General features: G+C 41.0%; 12 protein-coding genes. 11 read left to right on the top strand and 1 reads right to left on the bottom strand.

Annotation, left to right across the window (positions count from 1 at the left end; translation table 11 throughout):
- Positions 1-140 precede the first annotated feature (140 nt).
- The 4 genes from A8L45_RS20530 to A8L45_RS20515 all read left to right on the top strand — a co-directional run bounded on the left by A8L45_RS20530 (position 141) and on the right by A8L45_RS20515 (position 2,559).
- Positions 141-434: a transposase gene (locus A8L45_RS20530; protein ID WP_068905231.1), complete on the top strand. Its 294-nt coding sequence runs from the start codon at positions 141-143 to the stop codon at positions 432-434.
- Positions 435-595: 161 nt separating this feature from the next.
- Positions 596-1,141 carry a DinB family protein gene (locus tag A8L45_RS20525; protein ID WP_068905230.1) on the top strand — a complete coding sequence of 182 codons (546 nt, stop codon included), beginning with the start codon at positions 596-598 and terminating at the stop codon, positions 1,139-1,141.
- 1 nt (position 1,142) lies between these two features.
- The gene (locus tag A8L45_RS20520) at positions 1,143-1,565 is read left to right on the top strand and encodes a GNAT family N-acetyltransferase (RefSeq protein ID WP_068905229.1); all 423 of its coding nucleotides are present in this window, start codon (positions 1,143-1,145) and stop codon (positions 1,563-1,565) included.
- A gap of 196 nt (positions 1,566-1,761) precedes the next feature.
- Complete coding sequence (locus A8L45_RS20515) at positions 1,762-2,559, top strand: GlcG/HbpS family heme-binding protein (protein WP_245680784.1); 798 nt, start codon at positions 1,762-1,764, stop codon at positions 2,557-2,559.
- A gap of 317 nt (positions 2,560-2,876) precedes the next feature.
- Here the strand turns inward: A8L45_RS20515 and A8L45_RS20510 are convergent, their stop codons facing one another.
- The gene (locus tag A8L45_RS20510; protein WP_068905227.1) at positions 2,877-5,171 is read right to left on the bottom strand and encodes a S41 family peptidase; all 2,295 of its coding nucleotides are present in this window, start codon (positions 5,169-5,171) and stop codon (positions 2,877-2,879) included.
- Positions 5,172-6,129: 958 nt separating this feature from the next.
- Between A8L45_RS20510 and A8L45_RS20505 the strand changes: the two genes are divergently transcribed.
- The 7 genes from A8L45_RS20505 to A8L45_RS20475 form a co-directional block, all read left to right on the top strand.
- Positions 6,130-6,348: a DUF6500 family protein gene (locus A8L45_RS20505; protein ID WP_068905226.1), complete on the top strand. Its 219-nt coding sequence runs from the start codon at positions 6,130-6,132 to the stop codon at positions 6,346-6,348.
- Between the two features lie 279 nt (positions 6,349-6,627).
- Positions 6,628-7,116 carry a hypothetical protein gene (locus A8L45_RS20500; RefSeq protein WP_068905225.1) on the top strand — a complete coding sequence of 163 codons (489 nt, stop codon included), beginning with the start codon at positions 6,628-6,630 and terminating at the stop codon, positions 7,114-7,116.
- 417 nt (positions 7,117-7,533) lie between these two features.
- Positions 7,534-8,052, top strand: coding sequence for a sigma-70 family RNA polymerase sigma factor (locus tag A8L45_RS20495; protein WP_068905224.1), 519 nt, complete (start codon positions 7,534-7,536; stop codon positions 8,050-8,052).
- Positions 8,039-8,788 (top strand): DUF3379 family protein, encoded by a 750-nt coding sequence (locus A8L45_RS20490; RefSeq protein ID WP_068905223.1) that lies wholly within the window; start codon positions 8,039-8,041, stop codon positions 8,786-8,788. Before A8L45_RS20495 ends, A8L45_RS20490 begins: the two co-directional genes overlap by 14 nt.
- Positions 8,789-9,297: 509 nt before the next feature.
- The gene (locus A8L45_RS20485; RefSeq protein ID WP_068905222.1) at positions 9,298-11,271 is read left to right on the top strand and encodes a GMC family oxidoreductase; all 1,974 of its coding nucleotides are present in this window, start codon (positions 9,298-9,300) and stop codon (positions 11,269-11,271) included.
- A gap of 255 nt (positions 11,272-11,526) precedes the next feature.
- Positions 11,527-11,961, top strand: a complete 435-nt coding sequence (locus tag A8L45_RS20480) for a GNAT family N-acetyltransferase (RefSeq protein ID WP_068905221.1) — start codon at positions 11,527-11,529, stop codon at positions 11,959-11,961.
- Between the two features lie 97 nt (positions 11,962-12,058).
- A partial coding sequence (locus tag A8L45_RS20475) for an SDR family NAD(P)-dependent oxidoreductase (protein ID WP_175402042.1) occupies positions 12,059-12,477 on the top strand: 419 nt, incomplete at its 3' end.

Here is a 12,477-nt window from a genome sequence, read left to right as displayed (position 1 = left end):
GAGTTAGAGTTACCAGTAATAACAAGAAATCTGGCAGAACATTAGTTATTCAATATGTGATGCCAAGTAAATAAAAACCTACTTATGATGTATTTAAAATAAGACATGTCACGCAGGGAGAGTAGTTTCGCTTAGTCAGATTGATTGATATCAAACCGCTACTAGTCGCCGTTATGGCAGTGAAAGAACACTTTCCAGCGATACTCAATGCGATGCGTCTGAAAGTATCAAATGGCTTGGCAGAGGACATCAATGCCAAAATTCACAACATGAAGTTGCGCGCGAAGGGTCTCAGAAATAAGGAGCGGTTTAAGACGGCAATACTGTTCTGCTTTGTACAACTTAATATGAGCTTCCACCATGATCGGTGGAGAGCGGCAGATATCCATGCCAGTCAATTTATCCAATATATGTCGTATTTCCCATTTTTATGATTTTTACCACTTGGGATTTTGGACAATTCATTACACGCGAGAGGACTTGAGGCGTGCAGACGATCGCATATTTTGCTCGTGAATTATATTGGACAAATCACAGGAATTATATTGGACATGTTGGGATTTATTAGCCCTATATTTAGTTCGGAAGTTGAACAATGAAAGAACAATTTGTCTTGATGTCTGAGTACAATAAATGGATGAACGAGTCGCTTTTCTCAAATATTAGTAAAATGGGTGAGCCTGCTATTTATGAGGATAGAGGTACATTTTGGGGTTCGGCTTTTCATACTGCTAGCCATATATTTACATGTGATTTAATGTGGCTACATCGTTTTACCGCTGTAAAGAGCTCCTTCTATTTAGCTGAGAGCCTGTATGGTTTCCCCAATCCGGCGACTAATAACACTCATTGTTTTGAAACTTTGACAGAATTAAGCTCGAATAGGGCTGCGCTTGATTCTGTAATAATTAACTGGGTCAACTCAATTGCCGACAGAGAGTTTGTAAATGAAGTGGTTTATAAGAACTCCTCAGGCAACGAGTTTCGTGAATCATTCTGCTCAGTCTTATTACACTTTTTCAATCATCAAACTAACCATAGAGGTCAAATCACGACACTGTTAAGTCAGTGTGGCGACAATTCGTACTGCACAGATTTACTCGCTGTGATTCGCACCAAAAAGCACAACAAAGAAGGATAGAATGGAATACACCATTAGATTTGCATTAGAGTCGGATGCCATTGGTATAAATAAGGTATCGAAATATCTTGGTTATTCTTGGTTATCCTCAGCTGAATCCAGTGTGAAGCTTAAAGAATTACTCCATTCCAACCAAGACCAAGTATTCGTCGCAGAGCATAATGATGTCATTATTGGCTGGCTGCACCTCTTCCATGCTAGGCGTCTTGCATCAGAAGATTTTTTTGAAATTGCTGGTTTAGTCGTATCTCCGGATGCCCGTGGTCATGGTGTGGGTCGTGCCTTGGTTGATTATGCTAAAGATAACAATTTGGGTAAATTAAGAGTACGTTGTAATGAAAAGAGGCTCGATGCACACAAGTTTTACGAAAGGATCGGGTTTAGAAGTAATAAGACTCAGCGTGTGTTTCAAACACGTACATAGCAAGAGGCGATGGCGTTCGAGTTAACCTTGCAAATTTTATTCTATCCAAATCTGCGCAATACCCGAAGCTCTTTCCTCATGACCCGAACAACTAAAATCCAGTAAAACAACACAGCGAGATTATTACCACTGAGTAATAGTCAATTGCCGTTTATTACATTTACAAGCGTAACTCTCGTCAGTTAGCCTTTTCTTATTGATAGATAAGTTATTAATGCAGGGAGGGAAAAACTTGAAACTTCAATATGTACAACCAGTACTCAGCATCGGACTATTTGTAAGTGCATTCAGCGTATCTGCTGACAATACATCTTGTTCTCAGCTTCCAACTCACGAAGCACTCACTCAAGCTCTGAAACAAGTTGTAGCGACAACAAGCGACAGTAAAAATGGTGGCCTTGAACTCAATATGTGGGCCAGTGTGGTAGCCCGAGATGGAACTGTCTGCCAAGTGACAAAGACAGGGGCTTCATTTGATGACCAGTGGCCTGGAAGCCGAGTTATTTCTGCACAAAAAGCAAATACTGCGAATGCTTTTAGCCTTTCCGGACTGGCACTTTCAACAGCAAACCTCTGGAAAGCAACCCAGCCGGGAGGCAGCTTATTCGGGCTTCAGTTTAGCAATCCAGTAGACACAAACGTTGCCTATCAAGGAAAAGCCAAAGACTTCGGTACCTCAAAAGATCCTCTCAACGGCAAACGCATTGGCGGCGTCAATGTCTTTGGTGGGGGACTTGGTCTCTATAATAGCGAAGGCGAAATCATTGGTGCACTTGGCGTGAGCGGGGATACCTCGTGTGCCGATCACAACATCGCTTGGAAAGCGCGCGATGTATTGAACTTAGACTTCGTTCCAAGTGGTGTTTCTGCCACAAATGATGACAATATCATCTATGATGCCACTCATGGTTTTTCACATCCGCTCTGCGGGAATAGCGAAGTAGATATTGCTCGTGCGCTTCCTACTTCCCATAAGATTTCAAAAAAACAATAGAAACACTGAACAGCACTTTTATTAAAAGCGGGGATATGATTATGCCTGCTTTTTATCTTTCTATGAAATTACCAAAATAACGTTAATAAACTTACCCTGAGCCAATCTCAGCGTTGCCGTGAAGGAGAACAAACCTAGCTTATCTGATGTGCGCGAAATTGATTGCCGACGACAGTTAGGAAGAAAAGAGAGTGAGAGACAGATTTTCACTCAGTGAAGAAAACACTTTATATTGAAAAGGAATGTTGTTTTATCAAACAGAGAAAATGAAAAAAGCCCGGTATACATCCGGGCTTGTAATACTTATATAAAAAGGCTTATAGCGCTAGTTTCCAACTGTTGATTGTGCCCGTGTCGAAGCCAATACGGTCAACAGCCTTCAGAGACCAAACACCAGCAACATCTTCGCTGCCAGTATCAAATTCTACTGTTTTCACGATATCGTCGCCTGCACCGCCATCGTTATTATGAATAACAAATTCAGTGCCTGCAGGGCTGGTCAGAGTAACACGTAGATCAGCAATATATGTGTGTGAAATATCAACCGATACTTTTACTTTACCTGGAGTACCAGACTCAGTGACATCAATAGTACTTGTCACACCACCAGAGTTTGCATCTGGGATTGGGTAGCTTGTGTTGTTCTCATACACACTTCCCTGCGTTACCACGATACGTTTGGTATTCCAAAGCGGTTGATTACCACCGTCCAGACCAACAACAGTAAGCTCGTAGGTGTCGCCAGACTGCATGCCGTCAACCAGAGGCAATACCACCGTTTTTTCCGGACCGTAAGCGTAAACAGACTTCTTATTGAAAAGCTGACCATTTACATAAAGCGCCACGTGCTCAACATTTTTCACTTGAAGGCTCAGTGACGGCGCTTGTTTAGGCATTGGTAGCACGCGGTCGTTGTTACCGTTGATCTTGTAGTAAGAACGAGGTGCAGGCTTACTCAGCAGGTCTGTCATGATTTTATCAAACTGACCTTTGTTACCTGTTTTCAGATCCATAGGCTCAAGACTTACATCAACAGATGCTGTACAGCCGTAATCTTCAATTAGGTTATTTTTGTAATATTTTTCACGAAGCGCCTGACCCCATGACACCGTGATATTACTGCTATCTGGCAGAGGTTTGAAATCACCGCCGATCACGGAAGACAAGAAGTCATGTCTGAATACATTCGCGCCACCAGCGCCTGTTTGTGGGTCTTCGCCATAAACAACGGCTGCGCCATTGTCTTGCATTGCGCAGGTGAACATATCACCGGCTGAATAGCTTTTCGCATTACTCAGAACAGCAACTGGGTTGTAATAAAGTTGACCGATGCTGTTTGCCACTTCATCTGACGTAAACTGGAACAGGTTCGAGTATTTGCCGCCATTAGACATGTCAACGTTCAGGTCGTATTGCGCCAGAAAATCAACAATAGGCTTATTCACGTCAGAGTTAACGATTTTAAAATCACCGACTTCTGCTTTACCCGGAATAAACATCTGAGACATGATGTCGGCAATAAGAATATAACCACCCGGGTTATCACGAACATCAATGATCAGGCTATCAGTATCCGCCATCTTGTAATGAATCAGGTTGATCAGCTCGCCAATCATTTTTTCCGGGCCGTTGACTGGTACAAAGCTGTCCAGCTTCATATAGCCTACTTTCTTACCGTCTTTAGGAATGATTGCCCAGTTTAGGATGGGCTCACCTGTAGGATTAAGATCAAAGTAGCTGGCTTGCTGCATGCCAAACTGCTTATTGAGCTTGTTTACTTTTTCTTGGTAGGAGTCTTTGGCAATGGCGAGATCCGCGACTGTCGGGATATCAGCAACAGCATTTTGTGGCGCTGCTGCGAGTGCAGCATCGTCCCAGGTGACCAACCAAGGCAAAGTAACATCATAGGTTTCGCCCGTTGCTTCCCGTTTTAAAGTCAATACTGCTTCGTTTTGCTCTGGCGCAAGCTTGGTACTCTGAGGCGCACGGGTAAGAAGACTCAATGCACGAACAAAACCGCCATAGTTATTAGAGCCTTGTGCTACTGTTTGCTTCTCTTTAAGAATCTGTTCTACTGTTTTGCCGTTATATGCGACCAGTACATCACCAACAGAAGGAGCTAGCTGACCGTTGAGGTAATCACCAGTCAGATACTGGTCACTCAAGGTGCTGATTCGAACTTCGTTACCTTCCATACGTGTCATGGTTAGCGGTAAGAACGATGTGAAAGCACGATATGGGAATGGGAAAACATAAGTTAAATGCAAATCACGCTGGCTGGCAAAAGTAAGGTGAAGTTCTTTATAAAACTCCTCAGTGCTCAGATCTGCAAGCTTGGCTTTAATTTTTGCCATTGCTTCGTCTGGGTCAACATGACCAGCATACGTTGGGCTTACCCCGTAATAGTTATTCTTTTGCTCTTTATTGACATAGATATCATTTATTAATAATGACGCCTGATCAAAAAGTTCGACTTTCTCTTGGTCACTTAGTGGATTGAAAGTCATTAAATCACGAACGTTCTCCAGTCGATCAACCTGCACTTCTGCGTAGGCGGAGCCAGAGAAAGAAAGCGCAACCAATAGCGCTGATGATAAAGCTGAAAGTTTCATTACTACTCCCTGATGAAAAACTAAATCCTATAAAAAATAAAAAATTGAAGATTTGTTATTACTTATTCTTCAGGAAGCATTCTGATAATTGTATTTTTTATTTTCAAAATTAATCACAAAAAATTCGAGTCATATTAAAAAAATATAAAAATTATTTTTAATACAGCATAATAATTAGTCTTATAGACTGAATAATAAACAATATATCAAAATAATGATAAAATGAAATGTATATTTTATTCGTTAGATTAATCCAGGGTTCTACATTGAATAAAATGAATATAGGTCGAAGGTATTCATATGTTTAAGTTTATCATTTTTAGTTAAAAAATGGATAAGGAAAAATTTATTCACTGTTGTCAGAGTGTTTTAGGCAAAGCAACAATATTAACATTGATATATTAAGTCAAATATTGAATGTGTTTATTTAGTGCTCAATATTTCCCTTCAAAAGGAGAGATATCATGTATATTACTGATAGTGACCTATATCAAATAATGCTTATCAGAGAGCTTGGGGTAAGGAGAGAAGAACATAAGAGGTATCGTGTCTATTTTGCTGTGGGAACTGCCTGATAGTGTTTCTTTCTACTTTGGGATCTTCTAACTCGGTCTTTGCTAACGCGTCCTTATATAGCGCGCTTAAGAATAGAGTGTTGAGTTGGCGATTTTTTATCGATGCCATTGATACGTTGTAAATCTCAGTGCATTTTTTAGACTCAAGTAATTGAACATAATGAGTAATGTATGTTTGCTGCACGATCCTCTTCTATTATTCAGGTTTCACTTAAGAGTAAGTCCCTCTTTCGCTAATTTTTCCACTCCGCATATTGGATTTGCTCAAAAAAGTAGCACTTTCGTCGAGGTCATAATAAAACTGTATATATATACAGTTTTATTTGATCGGTGACTTGTAACTTGCTAAATTGTCATAAAAATTAATGAGTAAAGGAAAAGTAATGCGTCAGTCGCTACGTAACAAAATTGTAGAAGTATGCCAATCCAAGATAGAAAAGAAAGGAGAGCAGGTAGGCGTGTCATTTTATGCGTTTTTTGCCAACAAAAATGATGATCCAGAAGCACTCATGGAAGCAGCCACATGGTGGATTCTTACTCACAAACTGGACCATTTTGTAAAAGCCAAAAAAATTCTAGCAATGATAGAGCAGGGCAAATAATCAAAATTCATAGGTAAGCTGACATCCTTGTCCAATAAACACTGCTTATCCTTTACATTAGCAATATAAATTTCACAGTGACAGTGTCACTAATTATGAACAAAGCATACTTTTTCTACATAAAAAGTATGCTTTTCCGACAAACTCCATTCTAAATCCTACTGTGACCAACTCGGTAACTTTTCCGTACAAAATGCGTTCTATTTATGCCGTTTTTCTAATTGATGCTTATAATTTTTGATAGAAAGTCGAAGAACTTTTATCAACAATGTGAGCACTATGATGAACGATAGATATGAAATACTCAGGCAGCGTTTCAGCCGTCAGAAATCAAATACACTTGATTACAAAGAAGAGCTAAGCTACGCCGTCATTAAATTTCGTGACGACGTAAAAGAGTCGTTAGGTTTGGCAGACGCATACTGCAAAGCGCTTGATATGCCTTACGTAGCGATAATTGGTCCAAATGGTGAACAGTGGGCTGAGATGCAACATATCCAGTTCGAAGCGGGAAAAGTGAACTTTAAATTGATCCTGGTAATAGAGGGGACAGAAGGTTTTTCCGATTCATGTCAGATTTTCGAGTTTGTCTTGGTTTCAGCACTTAGTTGCGGAATAGCACATTTCAGCCTTGATGATAAACGGGAATACTGGACGTCAAATACCGAAGAGTTGATCAATCGAATACTTTTACGTCTTGAGCGCGCATTGAGTATCAATCCGCTTTGCGAACAATTGGACAAGGTAGATCTTGAATTTATCCGTTAGCTCTTAGATAGACATCATGCTCGCTGTCTTTGCAAGCTCACAGTGAAATGACTCTGCATATCAATCAGGGCCAGTGCCCACGATAAAGCACCACCTCGCTCATCGCCATTAAAATGTTCAGTGCAAATAAAAGTGCACCATAAACCGACAAAACAAACGAATGTACTACTCTTCTCTATTAAACAGTTTGTTGGGTGATATTTTTGATAACACCGAGTAGATATAATCCCGTTCTCCACGCGTTTTGTCTCACGTATTTCTATGTCTTTTTATTCAATAAAAACCTGTCGATTTGAGATACCTCACATTGTATCTGAAATTTAATCCCTCACATTCGGGTCTAGGTCGTTAGAATATGCTTTAGGTTTTTATAAAAATGTGTGAAAGAAAATTTGATAAGCACGGGTCTGTATCGCTATGAATAAAGAAAAGCGATATGAAGCCTTGGTAAAGGTATGGCATAAAGACCTTTACAGATATGCTTATTGGCTAACTAAAGATAGAGATGTAGCTGAGGACTTGGTTCAGGAAACCTGCCTTCGGGCTTGGCGTTCTATGGACAAGTTGCTTGATGAAAAAGCAGTGAAGTCTTGGTTAATTACTATTTTAAGACGAGAAAACTTTCGCCGCTTTGAACGCAAGTCACTCGAGCTTGTCGATATCGATGACCATCAGATAGAAATGCAATCTCACGGAAATGAGAAGAGTATTGAAAATCGATGGCTCCACAGACAAATTATGCGACTCAAACCTGAGTATCGTGAGCCATTAGTTTTACAAGTGATGGCAGGATTCAGTGGAGAAGAGATTGCCAACATTCTTGACCTAAATAAAAAAACAGTGATGACAAGGCTGTTTCGAGCTCGAAATCAATTAAAAGAGTTTGTAGAACAGCAAGATACACATATGGGGGCAACAAAAAGTGGACGAACTTGAATTTCGTCGGCGCGTTTTAAGCAACCCTCAGGATAAAGATCCTGAGATTTTAGAAATGCGTAGGGCGTCAGCTTCTAATGATAAATATGTTCAGGAACTCGAGCAGCTGGACGAGTTACTCGATGAGACGTTTCGGGTAGATGTGCCAGACGATCTCGCGGATAAAATAATTTTTAAACAAAGTAGTGAAGTAGAACGTGAAAACCGTAGGCCAAAATTTTACATGTCAATTGCAGCATCAATTGCTTTTGTCTTCGGGATAGTAATAGGGCAGTTTAATTGGTCTCAACAGTCACTCAATGAGGCGACGATAGCCAAGGTTACTGAGAAGCCAATTGACAGTCTGGGTCAAATGGCCCTTAAACACTATTACGGTGAGGTGCCGTTTACCGGTGCGACCAATGAAAGAGCGACTCTCGAAAGAGTAAATCTGAAGTTGTCTCCGTTTGGTCAGCAGTTCAAAGGTGGTTTACCAGGAAAAATTACCTATGTGAACCACTGTGCTTTCGGCGAGCTTGGCCCGGGGTTACATGTTGATATTCAGACCGATGAAGGCAAGAAAATGACATTTTTCATTGTCAGAACCCAAGGTGCAGAAACAGAAAGTTTCTCTGACGAAAAGATGAATGTTGTTATGAAGCAGGCCGACAAAAACAGACTGATTGTTATCGGAGAGAAAGGAGCACATGTCGAACAAGTAGCCGAAAAACTTAAGCACAACTTGTTCTCCATATAGCGATAGGTATCTTCACTGAATGGTGGGTCTCACAGCAAGTGAGGCCCTTTTTCATGGCTTTCACCACAAAACAGTTTTTTAATATTTCACTTAGTTTATATGAAACCAGACGATTATTGATTTTTGTGACCAACAAAATAGTCAAAAGTGATATCAAATAGCTTCAGCCTACATCCATCCATCTTTTTATCAACTTAGAATCAAATTTCTCAATATAGAAACGAAATTTGGTACTGTTTGACACTTCTTAATCAGTCGAATGACCTTCTTTTCAGGGTTAAAAAACAACGCGTAAACAATTATTAATATTATGGGTATTTTAAAACACATAATTTTAATCAACTATTTGATTGTATTTATTAGGTAAATTTAACAAATAAAAATATCAATTAGTTTTAATTAATTAATGTCTACTTTATTGGGCATAAACGGAATAAAAGACAACTCTTTACTATCCTCTATTTCGCGCATTCGGGAAATGTTTGACCATTAAATTGGAAGGGGAGAGCATGGCAAATAAAGACGATAAAGATAAGCAGGATACAGACAAAAATAAATTTTCTAACAGTAGAAGAACGTTCATAAAAAGTTCTGCCGCTTTCGCTAGTACAGCTGCAATTACATCAGGTGTTAATGCATTCGAGAAACCACCTGAAACTGGTAAACCAATGCCAGAGCCTGAAACAGGTAATACCTTCGATTATATTGTTGTGGGTAGCGGTCCAGGTGGCGCACCGCTGGCTGTAAGACTGGCAAAAGCAGGATTTACTGTCGCTGTCGTAGAGGCGGGCATAGTCACACCAGAAGATACTAATGCTTACAATATCCCTGCATTTTCAGTCAAAGCAGCCGAAGACGAATCGGTTTGCTGGGATTTCTATCCAAAATTTCACGATGAAGCTGACGACCACGGTTTCAAATATGATGAGGAGAAAAGCGGTGTTTTGTATCCTCGTGCTGCGGCCCTCGGAGGTTGTTCTTCACACAACGCGATGATCAGTATTTACCCGGAACATAAAGACTGGGATCAAATAGAAAACATTACTGGTGACAGCGGTTGGAATCATAAGAAAATGTGGGGTCACTTCGGCAAAGTGAAAGAATGGCTACCCATTTCAGTACCAAATCTTACCCCAGCAGCTCTGATTCAAAGCGCCACAGATTTCAAATTATCTAAGATTGTTTTTTCAACATTACTCACAACAGCATCAACCAAAAGCATTGAACCAAAGTCAGGGTTTTCAACTATCTTCAATATTTTTGACGATGATATAAACGGGAAGGCAACGGTTGATGGTGAAAAAGCCGGATGCTTCTTAGTCCCTCAGGCAACAAAAAACGGTAAGAGGTACTGCACAAGAGACTATTTGTTATCCACATCAGTGAAATATGCACATCTCGCCATCAAAACTCAGCTTTTTGTTAAGAATATTATTTTTGATGAAAATTCAAAGAAGCCAAAGGCGATCGGCGTTAAATGCATTTCAGGTAAGAACCTGTACAAAGCATCGCCACGCTCCGGAGATACTGCTGCGGAAGGCGAGTTGAATCTGATGGCGAGAAAAGAAGTCATTATTTCGGCAGGTACGTTCAACAGCCCACAAATACTTCAACTCTCCGGTATTGGCGATAGAAATCATCTCGAAAGCCTTGGCATTACTGTTGTAAAAGATTTGCCTGGTGTTGGGCAAAACCTTCAAGACCACCATGAAATTAGTGTTGTCACCGAGTACGACTCACCGCTTACATCAGTTGCTGGTTGTACACTCGGTGAAGGTGAAGATCCCTGTCTGGACAAATATCTCAGTGGAAGCAAAGATGCACTATACCGAAACAACGGTATTGCCATTGTTGCTAAGTGGCGTTCGGGAGAGCCTGCAAACCAAGGCAGTGACCGTGCCGATTTATGTTTATTGGGTCTGCCCGGTAACTTCAGAGGCTACTACAAGGGTTATTCGAAAGATTTCCTTAAAGGTGATAACAATAATCTATTTAGCTGGTTGGTTTTAAAGGGGCATCAAACAACATATAAGGGATGGGTGAAAGTCACAACGACTGACCCACTGCATCCGCCTGAAATTAACTTTCAGCTCTACCCTGATGACCAGACTGGTGAAGACACGTTGAATACCCTGTTAAAAGGCGTAAAAATCGCCCAGTCGTTCAACAATAAGGCGAATGATCTCGACTGGTTGAAATTAAACCAGAGCAGGCAAGTATGGCCTCCAGCTGACTTAAACGATGAAGAGCTGAAAACCTTCATTAAGAAAGAAACCTGGGGGCACCATGCCAGTTGTACAAACAAAATAGGTGCTGACGACGACCCTATGGCAGTGTTGGATTCCAAATGTAGGGTAAGAGGGGTTAAAAACCTGAGAGTGGTAGACGCGTCTTCGTTTCCGGTAATACCGGGATTGTTTGTTGCTATCCCTATTTATTGCCTGAGCGAAAAAATTGCTCAAGACATCATAGATGAGGCCTGATCCCACATAAACACAGTGTAAACGAGCCAGCCCGTCCGATTCGGGCTGGCTCCCTCTTTCAAGTTCAATATTGCCCGCCCAGTAAACTCGCACTTCATCTCAACGACAGTCGCTATAAGTACCTCTCAGAGTAAAATACTCGACCGAGCACTCAACCCTAGAATTTCACAAGAAAATCCAGTTTGTTATCATCTTCTTCATATTTCCAGCAATCATAAACTGAACGACATTCACCGAAAGACTAACAGGGATATTGTGATAAAAATTCGAGAAATGAACATAGCCGACTATGAAGCGGTGATAGCATTATGGGCTCAGACAGAGGGAATGAGCATAAGAGATGCAGACTCTAAAGAAAATATTGCTCGGTATTTAGTGCGTAATCCCGGCTTAAGCTTTATCGCTGAGAGTAATAACGAAATTGTTGGTGCGGTACTCGTTGGCACAGATGGTCGGCGCGGATACCTGCAACACCTTGCGGTTTCAGAAAAATATCGTGGACAACACATTGGGAAAAAGCTGGTTGATAATGCCACTAATGCACTGGCAGTGCTCGGTATTCCAAAAACACATTTGTTTGTTTACAACGACAATATCAATGCTCAGCAGTTCTATGAAAGGATGGGTTGGTTTCCAAGAGATGAAGTTCGTATGTATTCGTTTAATCGCTCTGATAACAGCAACGCTTAAATTCATTGAGAACACTTATCCAATTAATCCCTCATTTATTCTGCCCAGCCGTTAGTCGCGCAAATTCTATAATCGATAACCTATGGAGAAGACGTCTTTGAAATCAGTACTGATCACCGGTGCAAATCGTGGACTCGGCTTTGCGATGGCTGAATCCTTTTATCAAAAGGGCTACCGGGTATATACCGTGGTGAGAAACGATGAAGCCAAGGCAATCATTCATCAGCATTTCCCTGAGTCTTTCGTGCTGATAGCAGATGTCACTGATACTGACTATCAAACCCGACTGCAGGAATTTCTGGCCGATAAAAAGCTGGATGTGGTGATCAACAATGCGGGCTCCGGAGGAAATCGTGGCGTTCGAACTGACTTGTGTACACCAGAACACCTTATGACTGAATTCAGCTCACATTGCGTCGGTGCACTAAGTACAGTGCAGGGCACATTGGCAAGTCTAAAGCATGCGGAACATCCGGTTGTCGTCAATATCAGCTCAAGACGAGGATCACTTCACAT

Origin of the sequence: Veronia pacifica (genome assembly GCF_001707825.1) — a bacterium.
In the GTDB taxonomy this organism is placed as follows: domain Bacteria; phylum Pseudomonadota; class Gammaproteobacteria; order Enterobacterales; family Vibrionaceae; genus Veronia; species Veronia pacifica.
Note: the sequence above shows the minus strand (reverse complement) of the source record. Positions and strands in the feature narration are given on the sequence as shown.

What these genes read in the sequence shown, in the direction of transcription:
- A8L45_RS20525 (WP_068905230.1), top strand. Translation starts at nt 596, where the DNA reads ATGAAAGAACAATTTGTCTTGATGTCTGAGTACAATAAATGGATGAAC.
- A8L45_RS20520 (WP_068905229.1), top strand. Translation starts at nt 1,143, where the DNA reads ATGGAATACACCATTAGATTTGCATTAGAGTCGGATGCCATTGGTATA.
- A8L45_RS20510 (WP_068905227.1), bottom strand. Translation starts at nt 5,171, where the DNA reads ATGAAACTTTCAGCTTTATCATCAGCGCTATTGGTTGCGCTTTCTTTC.
- A8L45_RS20505 (WP_068905226.1), top strand. Translation starts at nt 6,130, where the DNA reads ATGCGTCAGTCGCTACGTAACAAAATTGTAGAAGTATGCCAATCCAAG.
- A8L45_RS20500 (WP_068905225.1), top strand. Translation starts at nt 6,628, where the DNA reads ATGATGAACGATAGATATGAAATACTCAGGCAGCGTTTCAGCCGTCAG.
- A8L45_RS20495 (WP_068905224.1), top strand. Translation starts at nt 7,534, where the DNA reads ATGAATAAAGAAAAGCGATATGAAGCCTTGGTAAAGGTATGGCATAAA.
- A8L45_RS20485 (WP_068905222.1), top strand. Translation starts at nt 9,298, where the DNA reads ATGGCAAATAAAGACGATAAAGATAAGCAGGATACAGACAAAAATAAA.